This window comes from Clostridium thermarum, from assembly GCF_006351925.1.
Taxonomy (GTDB): Bacteria; Bacillota; Clostridia; order Clostridiales; family Clostridiaceae; genus Clostridium_AU; species Clostridium_AU thermarum.
This window is the reverse complement of sequence record NZ_CP040924.1, coordinates 2171789-2191716: the sequence shown is the minus strand read 5'-3', so window position 1 is coordinate 2191716 and position 19928 is coordinate 2171789. Positions and strand designations below refer to the sequence as shown.

The 19928-nt window shown below is 35.3% G+C and carries 22 protein-coding genes; 20 read left to right on the top strand and 2 right to left on the bottom strand.

Annotated elements, in window-relative coordinates; all coding sequences use genetic code 11:
* Positions 1-120 precede the first annotated feature (120 nt).
* The 16 genes from FHY60_RS09975 (at position 121) to FHY60_RS18710 (ending at position 15121) form a co-directional block, all read left to right on the top strand.
* Positions 121-1167 carry an FAD:protein FMN transferase gene (locus FHY60_RS09975; protein ID WP_139904822.1) on the top strand — a complete coding sequence of 349 codons (1047 nt, stop codon included), beginning with the start codon at positions 121-123 and terminating at the stop codon, positions 1165-1167.
* Positions 1168-1401: 234 nt separating this feature from the next.
* A complete protein-coding gene (locus FHY60_RS09970; RefSeq protein WP_139904821.1) occupies positions 1402-2538 on the top strand; it encodes a hypothetical protein in 1137 nt (378 codons plus the stop codon).
* Positions 2539-2784: 246 nt separating this feature from the next.
* The gene (locus FHY60_RS17905) at positions 2785-2925 is read left to right on the top strand and encodes a hypothetical protein (RefSeq protein ID WP_163215841.1); all 141 of its coding nucleotides are present in this window, start codon (positions 2785-2787) and stop codon (positions 2923-2925) included.
* Entirely contained in the window at positions 2922-3074 is a 153-nt protein-coding gene (locus tag FHY60_RS17900) for a hypothetical protein (RefSeq protein ID WP_163215839.1), read from the top strand. The genes FHY60_RS17905 and FHY60_RS17900 overlap by 4 nt, the downstream gene beginning before the upstream one ends.
* A gap of 328 nt (positions 3075-3402) precedes the next feature.
* Positions 3403-4389, top strand: coding sequence for an NAD-dependent epimerase/dehydratase family protein (locus tag FHY60_RS09965; protein WP_243122128.1), 987 nt, complete (start codon positions 3403-3405; stop codon positions 4387-4389).
* The gene (locus FHY60_RS09960; protein ID WP_139904820.1) at positions 4386-5156 is read left to right on the top strand and encodes a DUF6904 family protein; all 771 of its coding nucleotides are present in this window, start codon (positions 4386-4388) and stop codon (positions 5154-5156) included. Before FHY60_RS09965 ends, FHY60_RS09960 begins: the two co-directional genes overlap by 4 nt.
* Before the next feature lie 283 nt (positions 5157-5439).
* Positions 5440-6180 (top strand): hypothetical protein, encoded by a 741-nt coding sequence (locus tag FHY60_RS09955; RefSeq protein ID WP_139904819.1) that lies wholly within the window; start codon positions 5440-5442, stop codon positions 6178-6180.
* Between the two features lie 351 nt (positions 6181-6531).
* A complete protein-coding gene (locus tag FHY60_RS09950) occupies positions 6532-6924 on the top strand; it encodes a hypothetical protein (RefSeq protein ID WP_139904818.1) in 393 nt (130 codons plus the stop codon).
* A gap of 80 nt (positions 6925-7004) precedes the next feature.
* On the top strand, positions 7005-9518 hold the full coding sequence (locus FHY60_RS09945) for a DEAD/DEAH box helicase family protein (protein ID WP_139904817.1): 2514 nt from the start codon (positions 7005-7007) through the stop codon (positions 9516-9518).
* A complete protein-coding gene (locus FHY60_RS09940) occupies positions 9505-9816 on the top strand; it encodes a nucleoside triphosphate pyrophosphohydrolase (protein ID WP_139904816.1) in 312 nt (103 codons plus the stop codon). The genes FHY60_RS09945 and FHY60_RS09940 overlap by 14 nt, the downstream gene beginning before the upstream one ends.
* Positions 9817-10326: 510 nt before the next feature.
* On the top strand, positions 10327-10686 hold the full coding sequence (locus FHY60_RS09935; protein WP_139904815.1) for an IS3 family transposase: 360 nt from the start codon (positions 10327-10329) through the stop codon (positions 10684-10686).
* Positions 10687-11067: 381 nt separating this feature from the next.
* A complete protein-coding gene (locus FHY60_RS09930) occupies positions 11068-11769 on the top strand; it encodes a TRM11 family SAM-dependent methyltransferase (protein ID WP_139904814.1) in 702 nt (233 codons plus the stop codon).
* A 167-nt stretch (positions 11770-11936) separates the two neighbouring features.
* Entirely contained in the window at positions 11937-12704 is a 768-nt protein-coding gene (locus FHY60_RS09925; RefSeq protein WP_139904813.1) for a DNA-methyltransferase, read from the top strand.
* Positions 12701-13618, top strand: a complete 918-nt coding sequence (locus FHY60_RS09920) for a DNA adenine methylase (RefSeq protein WP_139904812.1) — start codon at positions 12701-12703, stop codon at positions 13616-13618. The genes FHY60_RS09925 and FHY60_RS09920 overlap by 4 nt, the downstream gene beginning before the upstream one ends.
* A 424-nt stretch (positions 13619-14042) precedes the next feature.
* Positions 14043-14723, top strand: coding sequence for a MutH/Sau3AI family endonuclease (locus FHY60_RS09915; RefSeq protein WP_139904811.1), 681 nt, complete (start codon positions 14043-14045; stop codon positions 14721-14723).
* Positions 14724-14878: 155 nt separating this feature from the next.
* A complete protein-coding gene (locus FHY60_RS18710) occupies positions 14879-15121 on the top strand; it encodes an IS110 family transposase (protein WP_139906435.1) in 243 nt (80 codons plus the stop codon).
* A 202-nt stretch (positions 15122-15323) separates the two neighbouring features.
* On the opposite strand, the gene FHY60_RS09905 is transcribed toward FHY60_RS18710, so the two are convergent.
* Both FHY60_RS09905 and FHY60_RS09900 read right to left on the bottom strand, forming a co-directional pair.
* Positions 15324-15509, bottom strand: coding sequence for a hypothetical protein (locus FHY60_RS09905; RefSeq protein WP_139904810.1), 186 nt, complete (start codon positions 15507-15509; stop codon positions 15324-15326).
* A 158-nt stretch (positions 15510-15667) separates the two neighbouring features.
* Positions 15668-16123 (bottom strand): helix-turn-helix domain-containing protein, encoded by a 456-nt coding sequence (locus tag FHY60_RS09900; RefSeq protein ID WP_139904809.1) that lies wholly within the window; start codon positions 16121-16123, stop codon positions 15668-15670.
* Between the two features lie 237 nt (positions 16124-16360).
* On the opposite strand from FHY60_RS09900, the gene FHY60_RS09895 reads away from it, so the two are divergent.
* The 4 genes from FHY60_RS09895 to FHY60_RS09880 are packed head-to-tail and all read left to right on the top strand — an operon-like array spanning position 16361 to position 19925.
* A complete protein-coding gene (locus FHY60_RS09895) occupies positions 16361-17125 on the top strand; it encodes an ATP-binding protein (protein ID WP_163215838.1) in 765 nt (254 codons plus the stop codon).
* Positions 17126-17181: 56 nt separating this feature from the next.
* Positions 17182-18321, top strand: coding sequence for a coiled-coil domain-containing protein (locus tag FHY60_RS09890; protein WP_139904807.1), 1140 nt, complete (start codon positions 17182-17184; stop codon positions 18319-18321).
* A 16-nt stretch (positions 18322-18337) separates the two neighbouring features.
* A complete protein-coding gene (locus tag FHY60_RS09885; protein ID WP_163215837.1) occupies positions 18338-19240 on the top strand; it encodes a DnaD domain protein in 903 nt (300 codons plus the stop codon).
* Positions 19206-19925: an ATP-binding protein gene (locus tag FHY60_RS09880; protein WP_139906434.1), complete on the top strand. Its 720-nt coding sequence runs from the start codon at positions 19206-19208 to the stop codon at positions 19923-19925. Before FHY60_RS09885 ends, FHY60_RS09880 begins: the two co-directional genes overlap by 35 nt.
* Positions 19926-19928: the final 3 nt, after the last annotated feature.

Genomic DNA, 19928 nt, shown 5'->3' with positions numbered 1-19928 from the left:
CATGCACTCCCATCTATCCGTTAAGATATTTATATTATAACATAGTTTTACTTTAAATGCCTGTATTGTTATAATAGTTATTAGCTTTTTATAATTTATCGTAGAAGACAGGTGATACCAATGAAAAGAAAAATGGCTTATATAATGATATGTATTATGTTTATAATGAACTTTACCGGGTGTACAAAAAAGGATGAACTGGTCAGTGACACAGCCCTGATGATGGACACAGTAATTCAAATAAAAGCCTATGGTCCCAAGGCGGAGAAGGCAATTAAGGCGGCTTTTAAGAGGATTGAAGAAATCGAAAAGCTGGCCAGTGCAACCATAGACACCAGTGACATAAGTAAGATTAATCAGGCAGCAGGTAAGGACTATGTGAAAGTACATCCGGATATTGTGAAAATGATAAAAACTGCGGTTCACTACTCCGAGCTCAGTGATGGAGCCTTTGACATCACCGTAGGACCCCTGATTAAGCTTTGGAAAATAGGGTCCGGCGGAGACAAGGTTCCCCCGGAGGCAGAGATTGAGGCCCTGATGCCCTTGGTAGGCTACAAGAATATCAGTATCAATGAAGAGGAAGACAGGGTAAAACTGATGCAGGAAGGAATGTCCATAGACTTGGGCGGAATAGCCAAGGGCTTTGCTGCCGATGAGATTATTAAGATCTTTAATGAAATGGGGGTTGATAGGGCCCTTATTGTCCTAGGGGGAAGTTCTATATATGCAATAGGGGAGAAACCGGAAAATAAGTCCTGGACAGTGCAAATACAACACCCCAGAAAGGGTAGAAATGAAAGCTATTTGAGCATAATCAGCTTAAAGGACCAGGCCCTGACCACCTCCGGAGACTACGAAAGGTATTTTATTGCGGGTGATAAGAGGTATCACCATATATTAAATCCCTACACTGGCTACCCTACGGATAACGGAATTATGAGTGTTAGCATAAACGTAGACAGCAGCATTCCGGATTGCAACATGATTGCGGACATCCTTACAAAGACTGTCTTTGTAGCCGGCGTAGAAAAGGGTTTTGAGTTTATTGATGGCATTGAAGGGGTTTCCGCTATGGCGGTGACTACGGATTATGAGATTTATAAGTCTTCACGCTGGGATAAGGAGCTTAGGAATTTGAATACGGAGTTTAAAGTTGAGAATTGAAAGAAAAGACTAAACAAAAGAAAAGATATAATAATAACGTTAACATCAGTTAAAACTCCAAAGAAGCTTCTTAAATATCTAAGAGAAAGAGGAATGTAAGTTATTGAAAAACATCCGGGAATATTTAACAATTTGACGCCTCTTCGACAAATTTCATCTTATTATGCTACAAGCAAGAAGGTAAAATAGTTATGTGTCTTATATTAAGGGGATATTGGAGGGGAGGATATATCGATGAAAACCTATTCGCCAGGAGAAAGACTGAAAACCCTAGACCTGCCCAATCTATTTGATTTTGCTGGCAATGACCTGTCACAGGATGCTTTTTTATGCTGGGCTCTGGGTTGGATTAATATAAGAGGACATCAGATGTGTGACTTTGCATTTCTATTATTTGAAAATATATTACAAGGGTCTGCCTATAATAAGCAAATTGCTCCGCTGGATATAGAAAAGGTGGAAATCAAAAGAAAATATAAGTCCCTAGAGGTGCTTGTCTTGGCCAAGCTGAAAGATGGAAGGTGCTTGCCTATAATTTTTGAAGACAAGCTAGATACAATCCTGCAAGACTATCATATACAAAGATATAGACAAGCATTAGAAGACGGCCCCAATAAGTATCTTGAACCAATTTGGATCTTTTACAATACCGGATACATATTTGAGCCCTATTCCAAAATAGAAAAGCACAAGTGTATAGTCTTTGACAAACATAAAATGTTAAAAATATTACAAGCCTTCGAAAATTGCGAAATGCCATTGTTATTCTGCGACTATTATGATCACTTGCTGAAAAAGGTGACCTACGAAGAGGAGGTCTTGTCAGCCTACGGTAAGGCAGTGGAGGCAAGCAATATAAATATACTTAATGAGACCCTGCACATAGATTTTGCCCAATGGAAACTGATGAAGAGACTTACTACAAATTTAGATGAAAACTTTGTTAAAAACTTGGAAAGAGGGCATAATCCTAATGGGAGTCCCTGGACCATATATCATATACGCAAATATGCCCTTAAAGGAAATGACCAGGCCTTTTATAGGGTTGATCGGAATAAAGAGGGGTATTACTTGTCTCTTCGCCAATACCTGAAATATGACAGCGAAGAGAACATGAAAAAAACAGGTATAAAGGACAAAGACCTCTTGTTCAAGGAAAAGATGAAAAGACTTGAACTGTATCGAAAACGTTTTACAAAGGTAGTTGGAGACCTGAAGGGGGATCTTACGGTTTATATCTCCAACAGGGGGGCCTATGAAAGTGAGATAGGTACCTTTCACTTAAATAGCATGAGTACCCTACTGTGGCTGGAGAAAAATTTACCTTTGATTACAGAAAAGTTTTTTGAATCCCTTGGAAATAGAAGGTGACAGAGTTTACTATTTTTTATTATAATGGTATAAAATAGCTGTAGCCATTGCACTTACTGTAGCAGTAGCATATGGCTGCCTAACAAAAGCAAGGTAATTGTTTTAAGGAGAATATACGGGTCTGCCTAATGTTTGGGAAAATTAATTAGACCCAGAACAAATATTTGCTTAAATATTTTCCATAAGGTAATAAGAGAAATATAAGCGCTTAGATGATATAATTAACTTATCAAAGGTGGTGAACTTATGGAAAATGATAAACTTTTTGATTTTATGAGTAAAATGTACAATGAGATGCAGCAGGGGTTTTCAGGTATACAAAAGGATATCAAAGAAATAAAAGAGGACATAGTGAAGTTAAAAAGGATATCAACAATATATATATGAAAATAGACGGTGATATTAATAACAGATTGAAGGCTCTTGAAGATGGATATAAGGTGAATTATGAGCTTACAGTAGATCTAAAAGATAGGGTAGAGCAAATTACAGATAGTATTAATGATATGAACCTAACCATAACAGACATGAAATAAGACATCAATTATATTGCTGGAAAGACAATAAGACAGGACAGTAAAATAAATAAGCTTTCTTAGGCATTGAGAGCGTGAAAATTGAAGTAAAGCATCGGTGTTTAATCCGATGCTTTTGTTTTAGATTCCATATATTGCTAATAATAAATCGGAATATAAGCTATTTGTTCTTCTTAATAGCCTTGCCACCACCATGGGTTTCCTTCTTGCGCTTTTTGCCTTGATTAGTTGATGAATCATCATTTTTGCTCATAGAGTATCCCTCCGAAAATAAGTATTAAGTTTAATGTTACCTTTATATTTTGTTCAGGGAGGGTGTTATAATACTATGAAAATTTTAGCAATTACTCAAGATGTGACTTGTGAGGTGGCTGTCACCTCACAGCGGTTACCTCATAGCGGTACCTCGCAGCAAAGTAAACATCTCACTAAGGAGGCGATCAATATTAATATTTTAGTAATAGGCGGAACAAGGTACTTTGGAGTCCATCTGGTTAATGAACTATTGGTAAAGGGACATAAGGTGACAATTGCAGCCAGAGGCATAAGGAAAGATAATTTTGGCCATAAGGTTTCAAGAATTAGCTTAGACAGGACACAGGCAGACAGTATAAAAGAAGCCCTGTCAGGCAAACATTTCGATGTTGTTTATGATAATCTAGCCTACTGCTCTAAGGATGTAAAATTCCTTTTAGATGTTATAAAATGCGACAAGTATATCTTAATGTCCAGCACTGCTGTCTATGAAAAACACTGGGATACCAAGGAAGAGGACTTCAACCCAATGGATAAGCAACTTATTTGGTGCTCCAGAACAGATTTCCCCTATGATGAAGCTAAAAGACAGGCGGAGTGTGCACTATGGCAGGTATATAAGGATATTAATGCCATTGCAATTAGATATCCCTTTGTTATTGGTGAAGATGATTATACCCAAAGATTACGTTTTTATGTGGAACATGCTATAAAGGGAATACCGATGTACATAGACAACATAGATTGTCAGATGAGCTTTATCCGGTCAGATGAAGCCGGTAAGTTCATGGCTTTTCTTGCTGATAAAACTTATTCCGGCCCCATCAACGGAAGTTCCTATGGAACCATTTCCATAAGAGAAATACGGGATTGTGTTGAGGAAAAGACTGGGAAAGTTGCAGTTTTATCGGAAGAAGGGAAAGCGGCTCCCTACAACGGTGAGGCTGAATACAGTATAAATGTAAATAGGGCAGAGGAGTTAGACTTTAGATTCAGTAATTTAAAGGACTGGATATCTGGGTTATTGGTCGATTATATGAGAGGTGGTAACCAATTATGATAAAAATCAGAAATACAGAAAATCTTGCCGGAGTAACCATAAGTGGAGACTTTGATGACCTTTATAATTTAGTTGAGGCAATATATTCCGTAACAATAGATGAACTGTCTCAAAAAAATCATGCCTATATAGATATGTCTAGGAGGGTTCTAGGACTATGCTACGAATTAAGACACGCATACCAAGGTGATAGGGAGATTGAACTTATTGAGAACCAAATGAATGAGGCAAAGATGAATTTCCACTCCTTCATTGCTCCAAAGAACAATGTATATTATAGCTGTAATTATCTATATCCTGAGATGTTTTACATAATGCTGGCTATTAATCAACTTGTGGAGCTAAGAATGGAGATGCTAGCAAAAACAAGGTTTTTGATGAGGGAAGCCCTGGATAAAAGAGTAGTTTGGGACGATAAGATAGCTACAATTCGGGTGTTTCAGGCTGCATTTGTGAAATGTGTTAAAGGTACACTCACAGAAAATACTTTTGCCAGATGGATGAATGTTATGAATGGATATGATACCAGAGTTCATCTAATGGAAACTCAGTATTTAGACTTTTTAAATGTTAAGTATATAAAAATGTCAAAGGATAAACGTTTGAAAACTCTATCACCTATTACTAAAAGAATAGTAGAATATTACAGAGATGATGATTATAAAGAGATTAGTGAAGCGATTGATGAAGCGGTAAGTGAATTTGGTTGGCCAAAGTCAGAGATTAAAATACAAGGAATAGAATATCCGGAGAACATTGAATGGTAGACAATCTAGGGCTTTAAGCAAACACGATGGTATAATGAAAAAGAGATAATGAATCCACGTTGAGGCTAACGTGGATTTTTGCATTTTTTAGATGTGACTTGTGAGGTGGCTGTCACTTCCTTTTTCATGTGAGGTGCCTGGCACCTGAGGGCGAGCCTGAAAAGGTGGCTCTTTTTTCTTTCCTTTCGACAATCTTCACCTTATTATATGAATCTAAATTCGAGCAGGATTACGATCAAGAAATTGAAAAGCATTTTATAATTATGGTATAGGTTACAAGCTAGTGAAGCATTATGGAATTTATTTTTTAGAAGAGAGTGTACCGGCACATATTCTGCAAATATTAACGCCAAAACGAGAGACAATAAAAAATGAAGTTTTAGAATATGCATCAAATGATGACTGTCCTATGGATGAAAGTGTTGTTGATGAAAACTTAGATATAATCTTTGATCAAGATAAAGATATTAGAAATATAATTTTGTATGATCAGATGAATAATAGAAATAAATTATCTCCTTATCTTTTATTGGAAAAATTGAATTTGAATGAAGAAGTTATGCACTATGTTAATAAATGCATCTGGAAGAGGTTTTTAAAAGTTAAGAAGATGATTATTGCTGAAATAAAAGACTTGGACCAAAAGATAAAAGAAGAGGTCAAAAATGGTGGGAAAGATATTTGTTTAGACATGATAAAAAATGGCAAAAAGCTAACCATTTGGATAGATAAGCTTAAAAAGCAAATTGTAATTGAGCCTTCCTATGATGTTAAAAGGAAATATAAACTATCGGAAAAAGAATTTGAAGTTATACTAAATAAACTTAATTTTAAAGAGTTTTCAACAATGTCTGAATTTGATATCGATAACTCTAAAAAAGTTAGCTGGTTTATATCAGGAGAATATGGCATTGAACCAGTTGTTTCTAATAGAGGTGATAGAATGCCAGAAGAAGTATACAATAATTTAGTTTTTATTTTTGAAAAATTAGGCGTTAAAGTGTTATTAGATATGTTAATTTAGAATTGTTAAATATATATTGCTTATGCTCAATAACTTTATAAAGTTTTTTTGAGTAATAAATAATAGAAGTACTCAAATTGAATCCTCGGTTGATATGCTGAGGATTTTTTGTTTACTTAGTAAAGTTATTCTATTCGACAAAATTTACCTTATTATGCTATGAGTTGTTTAGTACAATGGAAATATGTATCTCAAGCATCAAATGTTGTTGAGTACTTTAATATGCAGTATTATAAGGTTAACCTGAAAGAGGAATTGACAAGCTAGCCAATCTGATTAAAGAAACTATTAATGCCTTAATAAAGAGGATAATGTAAGGATGTGTAAGAAAATATAAAAGGAGTTGGCTTTATGCAAAAGGAAATAAATGAATTAAATCTAGTTGACAGCTTAGATGATGTTCTAAAGAATATAGAAGTTTTTAATAAAGAAATTACCCAAAGTGATGAGCTGGTGGGAAAGTTAAGGAATTTTAGACATTGGTACTACTCTAGAACGTTAGACATGTTTGCTCCAAGTAAATTTATCGGGTATAAGAACAATACTGCAGCTGATTATGCAATAGGAACTTCAAGAGCGTATGGCTATATGGATGGCAGAGATACTGAACCCATATTAAATAATTGGTCAATAGTAGCAGAAGGCCTGGATCTTGAGGAATTAAAAGATAAATTATTGCCATTGTTCGAGAAATACAATAAGGGTTTTAGAAAAAATATGTGTATTCATATTCTTAAAAAGTAAGTTGCAAAATAATTATTATAGGAGATGGAATTATTATATTGTATAAATGAGCTGAAGATTATAAGTTGAGAGGGATAAAAATGACTGATGGGATAAAGTCAAACTATGACCTATTGGCTATAGATAAACTAAACGAAAAAGAAATAGAGCAAAGTAATAACTGCATAGCCGGCGACAAAGACTATTTAATTAAGAGACTCCAGTCAGCATTTAGAAAGGCAACTAAGATAGATATAATAGTAGCCTTCCTTATGGAATCCGGTGTAAAGCTACTAGAGTCGGAATTAAGGGAAGCAGTTAGTAGGGGCATACCCGTAAGAATACTTACTGGAAACTATCTAAATATAACTCAACCCCATGCCCTTTATAAGCTTAGAGATATAATGGGAGATGCTGTAGATCTTAGATTTTATAATAATCCTGCAAAATCTTTTCACCCCAAGGCCTATATCTTTGAAAGTGGTGAAGAAGGAGAATTGTTTATAGGTTCTTCAAATATTTCAAGATCTGCCTTAACAGATGGTATAGAGTGGAACTACAGGCTAGATAAGCTGAGTAATCCGGAAGACTTTAGGTATTTCAAAGAAGTCTTTGAAGATTTATTTCTAAACCACTCAATTATAGTAGATGATGTTGAATTAAAAAGGTACTCTAAAAATTGGGTAAAGCCTAAGCTTTACAGAACTATTGAACAGGCAGAAGAAGCCAGCGAGCAGAGTAACGATAAACAGGAAAATAAAGTAATCAGTATTTACGAACCCCGGGGAGCTCAGATAGAAGCCCTATATGAACTAAAGAAGCTCAGAGCAGAAGGCATAGAAAAGGCCTTGGTGGTTGCAGCTACCGGTATTGGTAAAACCTATTTGGCAGCCTTTGATTCCAGAGAATTCGATAAAATATTATTCGTAGCTCATAGGGAAGAAATACTAAAGCAAGCAGAGCAGTCCTTTAGAAGAGTAAGACCTAATAAGTGCACCGGCCTATTTTACAGTGACAGGAAGGACTTTGATGCAGAGATATTATTTGCTACTGTACAAACTATCGGAAAGGACGAATATTTAAATAGTTCAGTTTTTTCGGATAGGCATTTTGATTATATAGCAGTAGATGAGTTTCATCATGCCGCTGCGGACAGTTATAAGAAAATACTCGACTATTTTAAGCCCGAATTTATGCTGGGCCTTACAGCTACACCGGAGAGATTGGACAATAAGGACGTATTTGCTCTGTGTGATTACAATGTGGCCTATGAAGTAAGGATGGATTCTGCGATAAACAAGGGCTGGCTGGTACCATTTAGGTATTATGGAATTTATGATGAAACGGTAAACTATGAAAATGTGGAATACAGGAACGGCAAATATGAAGAAAAGTCCTTGGAAGAGGCTCTAATGATTAATAGGAGAGCCCAGTTAATTCTGGACAATTACAAGGCCTACAAAACAAGCAGGGCACTGGGCTTCTGCTCCTCAAGAAAGCATGCAGAATATATGGCAGAATTCTTTTCAAAGAATGGAGTAAAAGCTGCAGCGGTTGTGAGTTCACCCAGTGGTAACTTTTCTATGGATAGGGAAGAGGCAGTGAACAAGTTAAAAAAGGGAGAAATAAATGTCATATTCTCTGTGGATATGTTCAACGAAGGTCTAGACATTCCTGCTGTTGACCTGGTTATGTTTTTAAGACCCACAGAATCCCCGACAGTATTTCTACAGCAACTTGGAAGAGGTTTACGAAGAGCAGCAGGGAAAAACTATCTCAATGTATTGGATTTTATAGGTAATTATAAGAAGGCAAACCTTATACCCTTCCTGTTAACTGGAAAAGCAAAGATACCTGCAAAAGTAAAAGCATCAGGGGTTATACCCTCAGAGGAAGAATACCCTGAGGATTGCTTTATCCATATAGATTTTAGGTTAGTGGATATATTCAAAAGAATGGCTGAACAGACGAAAAAGCTGGAGGATAAGATTATTGAGGAATTCTACAGAATAAAAGAAGATCTTGGACACAGACCGTCAAGACTGGAGCTTCTTACTTATATGGATGATGAAATTTATATAAATATGAAGAGTAAGGCTAAGGTAAATGTGCTGAATGATTATTTGGGATTTTTGGATAGAATAGAAGAACTGGAAGAAGAGGAAAATGGCCTTGTCGGAACTGTGGCACATGACTTCTTGAAAAAGATAGAAACAACAGTTATGACACAAACCTATAAGATGCCTCTGCTGCTTGCATTTTATAATAAGGGCAGGCTAAAATTAGAGCTTACTGATAAGGACATATACGAGAACTTTAGGGATTTTTACAATCGTGGGTCAAACGGAATAGACCTTTTAAGAAATGCAAGTACAAAAAACTATAAGAGCTTTGGAGAAAAAGAATATTTAAGAATAGCTAAAAATCCAAAGGATGCTTTTATAAACGGTGCCTCTGAGTTTTTCTACGAAAAGGATGGGCTATACTGTTTGAGTGATAAGTTGGCTGATTTTAAGAATAATAGCCAGTTTTTAAGACATTTTAAAGATACAATAGGTTATAGAACAAGAAGATTTTATAAAGAAAGATTGGAGAGTAAAGATGAAGATATATAACAAACTAGTTAGAGATAAGATACCACAGGTGATAAAAGCCAGTGGCAAGAAATGTGAGATCCGCATAGCTGATAAAGAAGAACACTATAAGTTACTGGAAGCCAAGCTTCAGGAGGAAGTTGGAGAGTTCTTAAAGGATAAAAACCTGGAAGAGCTGGCGGATGTAATGGAAGTACTTTTTGGGTTGGCTGAGAGTTTGGGGTATAGTGAAGAGGAGCTTATGAAGAAGAGGGAAGAGAAGAGAGAAGAGAGAGGGGGATTTAAGGATGGGGTAGTGTTGGAGAGGGTGTGTGATTAATGGGAGGAGACAAATGAATTTATATAGACATGATTTATTGTATATTTTGTAAAATGATATTAGTATGCATAGTAATTAAAGTGGACTTTTTATTAGTGGAAAGATACATTGTGCTGGTATAGTTTTGTAGACACAATAACTCGAACAAATTAAAATAAAATTAGAGAGAGGATGTGTCTACAAAATGGCAAGAAATCAAAATAAATATACAGATGAATTTAAAAATACAATAGTAGAGCTATATAATTGAGGAAAAAATTTAGCAGAGCTAAGTAGGGAATATAGCATTTCAAAGTCTACTATTAACGGTTGGATAAAAAAATCTAGGCCTGTTACTATTGATGAAGGTGAAGTTGTAACTATGAAAGAATATAAAGCATTGAAACAGGAGATAGCTAGGATTAAGGAGGAAAATGAACTACTAAAAAAAGCCATGACCATATTCGTGAAAAAGTAGATTCTATCTTTAAATTCATATATGATAATAAGGACAAACATGATGTTAAGCTAATGTGTAAACTGCTAAAAGTTTCAAGAAGATCTTATTACAAAAGCCTTAACCAAGTTGAAAGTAAAAGAAGTATTGAGAATAAAAGATTAAAAGAAGAAATTCTTAAAATATATAATGATAATAAAAAACGTTATGGAGTTCCCAAGATCCATAAAACACCAATAAATCAAGGAGAATCCATAAATCTAAAGAGAGTTCAAAGTTTCATGAATGATTTGGGTATAAAGTCAATAGTTTGTAAGAAGTACAAGACCTATTCATCTAAAAACAAGGTAGAAGAAAGGGAAAACATCTTAAAAAGAGATTTTTCCACAACTGTCAGAAACCAGGCAAACAGGTTATATTACACAGTGATTTAGGATCACAGTATACAAGCTCTAAATTTGCAGAGTATATATCAGAAATTAAACCAAATAGCAAAAGCATCATACAGCGTATCTAAGGATGAAACAGAATTTATTATAGAAACTTATAAATGGCTTACAATTATCGAGTCATAGTTATTATGGACAAGTATAGATTTTAATGCAAAACTGAATAAAAAGACATTTTATAGCTTTTACAAATTCTAAACTAATTTATTCAATCATAGTTATGAGGGGGATTTATATACACTGGTAATTGCTCTCCAATTATTTTGACAAAAACACCAGCAGATTAATTAACTTAAAGTTCTATAAAATGAATAATATGCGTAAGTATGTTCATAATTAAGATAAAACATTTTAGGAAGTGAAGTTATGGAAAAACTTGAGGCAACAACAATATGGAGCTTTAAAGAAAGGGGGAGCTGGTCTACGCATAGAGGAGATTATCCCGGTAATTGGAGCCCATATGTACCGAGAAATATACTTTTACGCTATTCTAAGCCAGGAGAAATTGTTCTAGACCAATTTGTAGGTAGTGGAACAACTCTGATTGAAGCTGCTGATTTAGGAAGAATGTCCATTGGATGTGATATAAATCCAAAAGCACTGGAAATCACAAAGCAGAGAGTTGATAATGCTTGTGCAAAAATTTTGAATAGAGACGCAAGAAATCTTTACGATATTGAGGATTCTTCTATAGACTTAATTTGTACGCATCCACCATATTCAAATATTATTAAGTACAGTAATAATATTGAGGGAGATTTGTCACTGTTGAGTCTAGATTCATTCTACCTATCTATGGAATCAGTAGCAATGGAATGCTTTAGAGTTTTAAAGAAGTATAAATATTGTGCTATATTAATGGGTGATATGAGAAAGAATGGATATATTGTTCCTTTAGCCTTTAATATTATGAATATATTTATAAGAACTGGATTTAGATTAAAGGAAATAATAATTAAAGAACAGCATAATTGCAAATCTACGGAATATTGGTCAAAGATTAGTATGGAAAGAAATTTCCTATTATTAGCACATGAATACCTATTTATTTTACATAAAAGTTATTAAAGCTCCTATTATTTTAGGAGCATTTATTTTACCAATTCTTTGCAAACGTATTTTCGTGAATTCTATTTATACTTTATTTGTTTTATAGTATAATCATAGAAGTCGAAGTGAATTATACTTTTAATTCAGTTGTTATAATAATTTATTATAAAAGGTACGGGAAAAGTATGAAAGTTTTTGACAGTAAGAATTATTGTTTATATTTAGGAGATTGCCTAAAAGAATTAAAGAAGCTTGAAGAAAAGTCAGTGGATATGATTTTTGCTGATCCCCCTTACAAACTCAGTAATGATGGAATCACCTGTAAGTCAGGCCAGATGGTTTCTGTAAATAAAGGGGAATGGGATCGGTCTCTTGGATTTAAAGAGGATTACAAATTTAATAAGAAGTGGATTATGGCATGCGATAGAGTCTTAAAAGATAATGGTACTATGTGGATATCCGGTACATATCATATCATTCATTCTATTGCGTATGTCTTACAGGAGATGGGATACTATATTATTAATGAAGTAACTTGGTATAAACCTAATGCTGCACCTAATATGGGATGCAGATGCTTTACAGCCAGTCAGGAGACCTTGCTTTGGGTTAAAAAGAGCAAAAAAGCAAAACATACTTTTAATTACAACTTAATGAAAGAGCTGAATGGTGGAAAGCAGATGAGAACACTGTGGGAAATACCAACCACTCCAAAACGAGAAAAAACTTTTGGGCTTCATCCTACTCAAAAACCTAAGCAACTTCTTTATAGATGTATAGTATCTTCTACCAACGAAGGGGATTTAATACTTGATCCTTTCAGTGGATCCGGAACTACTGGAGTGGTAGCTATAGAAAATAAGAGGAGATTTATTGGTATAGATATTTCTAACGAGTATATAGAACTTGCTTCGAGGCGATTAAGTAGCATTGAAATGGAGGAATTAATTTGAGAAGTAATGGAAAGCCATTTTTAAAGTGGGCAGGCGGAAAAACACAGTTATTAGATCAATTTGATAACTTGTATCCTAAAAGATTAAAGGAACATAAGTTAAAAAAATATGTTGAGCCTTTCATTGGAGGGGGAGCAGTTTTTTTTGAACTGAACTCACGATATGATTTTGAAAGTGTGGTTTTAAATGATATTAATAGTGAAGTGATTCTTACATATAAAGTAATTAGAGATAAAGTTGATGATATTATTGATTTTCTTTCTAAAATATGCTCCGATTTTATTTCACTTGATGGATTAGATAAGAAAGCTGAGTTTTATTATAAGGTGAGAGAAGAGTTTAACCATGAGAAGAATGAAATTGACTATGAAAAAGTAAGTTCTAATTCTGTTAAACATGCAGGAAAAATGATATTTCTTAATAAGACGTGCTTCAATGGATTATATAGATTAAACAGAAAGGGCTGTTTTAATGTACCTTTCAATAAAAGTAATTCTCCTTCTATATTCGACGAGGACAACTTAAAGGAAGTTAGTAAGGCATTGCAAAATGTTATATTACTTCAGGGAGATTTTGAAGTTGTTACTGATTATATAGATAAAGATACTTTTGTTTATATAGATCCACCTTATAGGCCATTAAATGCAACATCTAATTTTACAGATTATTCAAAAGAACCTTTTAACGACGATAGTCAAAGAAGATTAGTACAATGGTTCAGAAAACTATCAGATAAGGGAGCAGCCGTTATGTTAAGTAATTCTGATCCTAAAAATATTGATGAAAATGATGAATTTTTTGATGACTTATATAAGGATTTTTATATCGAAAGGGTTTCTGCTAGCAGAGCTATTAACTCCAAGGGTGCTGGTAGAGGAAAAATAAGTGAATTATTAATTCGAAGCGAAAAATAAAATGGCCTATTAGGCCATTTTTACTTTGAGAAAATGTGAACTAAATCAAAAGATTTAATCCATATTTATTATATGTAATACGTGGCTTATTACAGTACTAAATGCCATATAAGAGAGGATTATAACAAAGTCGTGAGTAGTTGAGGATTTTTCTACATGATTTATAATTCTCTAATATTTAATCTTGAAATACATAAAAATTGTCTTTACCCAGCGCACATTAAGAATTTAGGCCACTTCTGTTACATTTATAGTATTGATATTCTCTGTAATGTAATAGAAGTACGTGATTATAATCGCATATAAAGTTTAGTTAAAGTATAACTGTTTTATTTTCATTATATGAGAAGTTACTTCTTCAGAATGTTTAAAAAAAATCCATAGTTGTGGTACAATTATTAGTATTAAGCGAAGGAGGATAACTATGAGACTAGAGGAAGCAGTTATAAGAATAACACCCCATATTGGAAAAAAATTCGGTGAAATTATGAATGAGAATGATATGCAGGATATAATTAAAAACAAGGGTAAAAGTGGACAACTTCTTGAAATATTACTAGGACTAAAAAATTCAAATACAACTTTAGACTTTGAAGATGGTGAGTTAAAGACTAATAAGTGTGATAAAACTGGTAAGCCTCTCGAGACAATGTTTATAACTCAGATATCCGGATTAATAGACGAACTTTTAGAAGAGAAAGACTTTTATGAAAGTAAGCTTTATAAGAAGATTAAGAATCTTCTGTATGTACCAATAAGTAAAGATGGACAACCTACCGATTGGTTTGTAATATCTGCGACTCATGTTAATCTTGAGCTACCTAAGTTCAGGGACTTAAGAGAACAGTTAGAAAAGGATTATTATAGCATATGTAGACAGCTTAAGAAACATATAGAGACAAGCAGTGATGGATTCATTCATACTTCAAATGGTGAATTTATTCAAATAAGAAGTAAGGATTCGAAACCATATTTTCCTATATACTCAGTTACTTATAAAAAACATGTTTCAAACAAGAACCATGCCTTTTACTTTAAGAAAGAATTTATGAAATATATAAGAGAAATTAGTCTTAAGCAGCATTCCTGTAATGAAATAATTTAAGAGTGGATAAAAAAGCACCTCATGATAGAATACGGGGCATAGAGTTTAGCTAAACCTATCCCTAATTAAATAAGACTATTATTGGAGGTACCTAATATGAATTATAGCCCAAATAAAAGAATAATGCAAATAAATGTACGAACTAACTAACTTTAATAGTTGGTGTTGATATTGCAAAACAGCAACATGTAGCTAGAGCACAGTATTTTAGAGGTATTGAGTATGGAAAAACTCTTTATTTCAGCAATGACAATAGTGGATTTATTGAGTTCTATAATTGGTTCAATAAATTATGTGCCGATCACACTAAAAACAATGTGATTGTAGGAATGGAGCCTACAGAATATTATTGGTTTTACTTAGCAAAGTTTTTATGTAATGGTCAAGCATTTTTGTAATACATTAACCTAATAATTTAACACTTATTTCTTGCTGTATAGGGCGTAAGCCCTCCATTGAATGAGTGGGGGCTTACATGGTTGTACCATATAATAGAATAATTATAGCGTCTCTCACCGTTTACGAGAAATAAATATGTAAAATCTAGGGCATACCTTTGTGGTGGACAACATAATTACCCCTAGCCCCATGAGCTCCCTTTTATACACAATCTTCTTGTATCATTTTGACCTGGCGGCTCTCATCTTCCATTTCGCAAGCCACTTCTGATAAACTTAGCAAATTTTCTCTATCAAGAGCCCTTATATCCCAATAAACCTGGCCTGAGACCTCTAAGTACTCTATCTTATTTAATTTTTCTATAACTCTCTTTAAATTCTCACCCATAAATTATTACCCCCATTGACGCAACACGAATGATCGTTTGGATGTTGTAATTTTATTATATTTCTTTTTAAAGATAGTTTCAATAGCAAATTCCAATTTTATACCAATTAAAAACACCGTTGTACCAAAAATGGTACAGCGGTGTAATTTTTAACTTATTATTCCATTTTTATTCCGACTTCTTTGAGCTTCTTAAGCATATTTATATCTTGAAGGGTGATTCCCGCTTCCTTTAATTCCAGTAATAAGGTCAAATCCTCATGAGTTAAGCCCAAGACTTTTAGCCCCTTGGCGATTTCAAAGTAGTCTGCTGCATCTTTCTCAGTAAAGCCATCCGGAAACCTGTCTTTGCCAGCAATAACTTTTACATCCTGGCCATCAATATTGTGTTCAGCTATAAAGCTATTTTTGTGGTCTGTGCGGCCAACAATATAATCAATGGTCACATTGCCAAGGTCAGCTATCTTAAGCAGGGTTTCTGCATCCGGCTTTCTATTGTTATTTTCCCAATTGGAAACAGTACCCTTTGCCACATTAAGTTTTTTACCAAATTCTTCACCGGTAAGACCTAAGTCTTCTCGCACCTCTTTGATTCTTTCTCCTATAGTTTTCATAGTGATAACCTCCCTTAATTTGATTATATCAATAAATCCTTAAATGAAAACTGGAGTTTTCATAATGAATATAAATATACAAAAAATTAATATTTTGCTCTTGACGGTTTTCTTTAAGAATACTACAATTTTAATATGAGTATTCTATATGACAACTATGCAAGGCTGTATAAATTTTTTTATTCTTAATGTATTCAATATGAAAACATATTATAGAAATTGATGGGAGGAAGGAAAATGAAAAGCATCAAACTAAAAAAACTGCTGCTTAAAAACTTTAAAGGGGTTGGTGCATTGGAGGTGAATTTTAGCACCTGCACCAACATCTACGGCGATAACGGCACAGGCAAAACAACTATATTTGACGCCTTTACCTGGCTGCTCTTTGACAAGGACAGTAAGGATCGCAAGAACTTTGAGCTTAAGACCTTAAAGCCCAATAATGAGACCATTCCAGGCTTGGACCATGAAGTAAGCGGTGTTCTAACCATAGATGGACGGGAGATTTGCTTAAGAAAAGTACTCAGAGAAAAGTGGGCTAAAAGGAAGGGGGAAACCACAAAGATCTTTTCCGGCAATGAGACCATCTATTACATTGATGAAATACCGGTGAAGCAATCGGAATTTAGTGACAAAGTTAACAGCTTAATAAACGAAAACATATTTAAGCTTATAACCAATCCCCTATATTTTAGTACAAGCCTCAAGTGGCAGCAGCGCCGTGAGGTTATAATGCAGATTATCGGAGATATTGATTCAGAGACAATCTTTGATTATAAGACAAACCTCAGGGCTTTGGAAAAGCTTCTGGAGGATAGGGATATTGAAAGCCTGAGAAAGTCCTTAGCTATTAGAAAGAAAAAGCTTAACGAAGACCTTAAGGCCATACCCTACAGATTAGACGAAATAAATAACAGCCTCCAGCCTGTAGATTTTGAAGAGGTTCAGAAAAAGTTACCCGTGTATACAAGCGAACTGGAGGCATTGGAAGAGATTTTTTAACCTACCTGAGGGCTGAAGAAAAGCTCATAAGTGACCAGAGAGACCTCAATGCCCTAGTGGAAAAAATCTCTGCCATAGAGCTCACAGCCAAGCAGGAAGCTCAAAAACCTGTAATTAAACTTTATGAGGAGCTTGGTAACTGCCAAAAGGAAATAGCAACACTAGAAAATCAGAAAAGTAAATTGAGTAGTGAGATTTATAAGGCTGAGGATGAGCTCTCAGAACTTCGTAGAGCAGTGAGAGACCTGGAGGCAGATTGGATGAAAACTTCCGAAGAAGTTGTGATCATCTCACCGGATAGCTTTATCTGTCCAACCTGCAGAAGGACTTTTGAAGCTGAGGATATAGAAGCAAAGAGGCTGTATTTATACCAAGAATTTAATAAGAGAAAAAATACTAAGTTAAAGGGGCTTGAGGCTGAACAGAAAGCTAAGAAGGATAGGATCCTAATAGTTGAAAAACAGCTTAAATACCTTAGTGACAGGGAAAAGTCAATTACACACAAGCTTACCGAACTCTATCATTTTAAGGACAAAATAAAGGCCACCATAGATGATTTTTCACCGGACCCTGTCATTATAAACTGCAGTGAATATGCAGAAATGAAGGACAAGCTGGCGGACCTTACTAGGAAAGTTGGACAAGCCACCCTGGAAAAAGTGGATATGGACCTGCTTAAAAGAGAGAGGACTAGACTAAATGCCTTGATAGGGGAATGCAGGAAGGACCTAGAAGTCCATGACCAAAACGAAAGGCTGAAGACAAGAATAGGTGAGCTACTTGACCATGAAAAGTATCTAGCCACACAAATTGCAGAACTGGAAGGCCAGGAAATGCTCTGCGAAGATTACATAAAAACAAAGGTAGAGCTCCTGGAGCAGGGCATAAATGAAAAGTTCAACCTTGTGAAGTTTAAGCTCTTTAATGTGCTGATGAACGGTAACTTGGAGGAATGCTGTGAAGCCCTTATCGATGGTGTGCCTTTCAGCAGTGCCAACAATGCCGGCCAAATAAATGCTGGTCTCGATATCATAAATGCCCTGTCCACCCACTATGGAGTCCAGGCACCGGTATTTATAGACAACAGGGAGAGTATCAATAAAATTATAGATTGCAAGTCCCAGGTTATAAATCTCATAGTCAGTGATGACCCGGACATAAGGATTTGTAACGGAAGTGATAATGATCAATGTTAGAAAGGGGAATAAAATAATGTGCTACAGATTAATATATTCAGAATTTTGGACAAATCCCACCACAGCGGACGAAATGACTCCAGAGGACAGATACTTTTATATGTATCTGCTGACTAACCCAGCCACCACCAGCTGCGGAATCTATGTTATAACCATAAAGAGAATGGCCTTCGAGCTCGGCTATACTATTGAAGCGGTGAATTGTCTTATGGACAGATTTATCAATAAGCATCAGCTGATCATATATAATCCGGACACTAGGGAACTTGCCCTAAAGAACTGGGGCAAGTACAACCTCAATAGGGGAGGCAAGCCTGTTATGGATTGCCTCAAATCTGAATTGTCAAAGGTAAGGGATAAGACCTTGATAGAGTACGTTGCCAAGGGTGTAAACAACGATACCATATTAGAACTTTATAGATCCTTCTTTGACCTTTCTACCATAAGTGAACGTATGGTACCACGACAAGGGGACAATACAAATACAGATACAGATACAAAAACAGATACATATATAGAGAGGGATACAAATACCGATACGAGTGCAAGTACCCATACTAAAAATGAAATACATAATCTCTCTATCTCTCTTTTACAGGAATATGAGAAGTTAACTGGCTGTATTGGAGCCTTGAACCTTCATGCAATAAAACAAGCAGTAGAAGTCCACGGCTACGATAATGTCAAAAGAGCAATAGATAAGGCCTTAGAAAAGGGCAAGCTGAGTATGTCCTATGTCAACGGAATACTGAGAGCCTGGGCTAGGGAAGGTTATCCAATGGGAGGTGAATATAGTGGAGATCCAAGCTCTTTCAAGAATTCTCCGGATGGTAAAGGCAAATACAGGGGCTTTGTGCCAAAACAGCCAAGAAACCTCGACAGTAATGAATACAGAGAACTTGAGGAAGAACTCCTTTAGGTGCGAAGAATGCAGGGATACCGGATGGATTATAATACCCCAGGAGGCTTCTCAACCCTTGGCGGTGAGCTGCAAGTGCAGGGAGCTTAAAAAGCACAGGGACCAATGGAAATCTTCTGGCATAAACCCCGACATGAGCAAGCTCACCTTTACAAACTTTGAGGTTTGGAATGAGGCCTCAAGAAGGCTGCGGGATACTGCCAGGGCCTACTATAAGCAGTTTGATGAAATCAGGTCCAAGCGGAAAAACAGCATACTTATTTGTGGACAGGTTGGTAGCGGTAAGTCTCACATCAGCATAGCCTTAGGCCTTAATTTTCTCAAAAAAGGCATAGGCGTAGTGTACATGCCTTATAGGGATGTCATAACAAGGATCAAGCAAAACATAAGGGACGAGGAGTATTATCAAAGAGAGCTATCCAGGTATCAAACCTGCCAGCTTCTCCTTATGGATGATATCTTCAAAGGGAAAATTACTGAATTTGACAGCAACATCGTCTTTGAAATACTGAACTACCGCTACCTTAACCACCTGCCCATCATTGTCAGTTCGGAATTCACTGTAGAAAAGCTCCTGCGGTTTGATGAGGGCCTTGGGTCAAGGATCTATGAAATGTGCAAGGACTTCATTGTTGAGATCAAAGACGATGTGGCCAACAACTTCAGAATGAGACCAGATAGATAAGAA

Excerpts from the sequence above, each read along its gene's own strand:
- FHY60_RS09975 (WP_139904822.1), top strand. The coding sequence starts at position 121 with ATGAAAAGAAAAATGGCTTATATAATGATATGTATTATGTTTATAATG.
- FHY60_RS09970 (WP_139904821.1), top strand. The coding sequence starts at position 1,402 with ATGAAAACCTATTCGCCAGGAGAAAGACTGAAAACCCTAGACCTGCCC.
- FHY60_RS17905 (WP_163215841.1), top strand. The coding sequence starts at position 2,785 with ATGGAAAATGATAAACTTTTTGATTTTATGAGTAAAATGTACAATGAG.
- FHY60_RS17900 (WP_163215839.1), top strand. The coding sequence starts at position 2,922 with ATGAAAATAGACGGTGATATTAATAACAGATTGAAGGCTCTTGAAGAT.
- FHY60_RS09965 (WP_243122128.1), top strand. The coding sequence starts at position 3,403 with ATGAAAATTTTAGCAATTACTCAAGATGTGACTTGTGAGGTGGCTGTC.
- FHY60_RS09960 (WP_139904820.1), top strand. The coding sequence starts at position 4,386 with ATGATAAAAATCAGAAATACAGAAAATCTTGCCGGAGTAACCATAAGT.
- FHY60_RS09950 (WP_139904818.1), top strand. The coding sequence starts at position 6,532 with ATGCAAAAGGAAATAAATGAATTAAATCTAGTTGACAGCTTAGATGAT.
- FHY60_RS09945 (WP_139904817.1), top strand. The coding sequence starts at position 7,005 with ATGACTGATGGGATAAAGTCAAACTATGACCTATTGGCTATAGATAAA.
- FHY60_RS09940 (WP_139904816.1), top strand. The coding sequence starts at position 9,505 with ATGAAGATATATAACAAACTAGTTAGAGATAAGATACCACAGGTGATA.
- FHY60_RS09935 (WP_139904815.1), top strand. The coding sequence starts at position 10,327 with ATGTGTAAACTGCTAAAAGTTTCAAGAAGATCTTATTACAAAAGCCTT.
- FHY60_RS09930 (WP_139904814.1), top strand. The coding sequence starts at position 11,068 with ATGGAAAAACTTGAGGCAACAACAATATGGAGCTTTAAAGAAAGGGGG.
- FHY60_RS09925 (WP_139904813.1), top strand. The coding sequence starts at position 11,937 with ATGAAAGTTTTTGACAGTAAGAATTATTGTTTATATTTAGGAGATTGC.
- FHY60_RS09915 (WP_139904811.1), top strand. The coding sequence starts at position 14,043 with ATGAGACTAGAGGAAGCAGTTATAAGAATAACACCCCATATTGGAAAA.
- FHY60_RS09905 (WP_139904810.1), bottom strand. The coding sequence starts at position 15,509 with ATGGGTGAGAATTTAAAGAGAGTTATAGAAAAATTAAATAAGATAGAG.
- FHY60_RS09900 (WP_139904809.1), bottom strand. The coding sequence starts at position 16,123 with ATGAAAACTATAGGAGAAAGAATCAAAGAGGTGCGAGAAGACTTAGGT.
- FHY60_RS09895 (WP_163215838.1), top strand. The coding sequence starts at position 16,361 with ATGAAAAGCATCAAACTAAAAAAACTGCTGCTTAAAAACTTTAAAGGG.
- FHY60_RS09885 (WP_163215837.1), top strand. The coding sequence starts at position 18,338 with ATGTGCTACAGATTAATATATTCAGAATTTTGGACAAATCCCACCACA.
- FHY60_RS09880 (WP_139906434.1), top strand. The coding sequence starts at position 19,206 with ATGAATACAGAGAACTTGAGGAAGAACTCCTTTAGGTGCGAAGAATGC.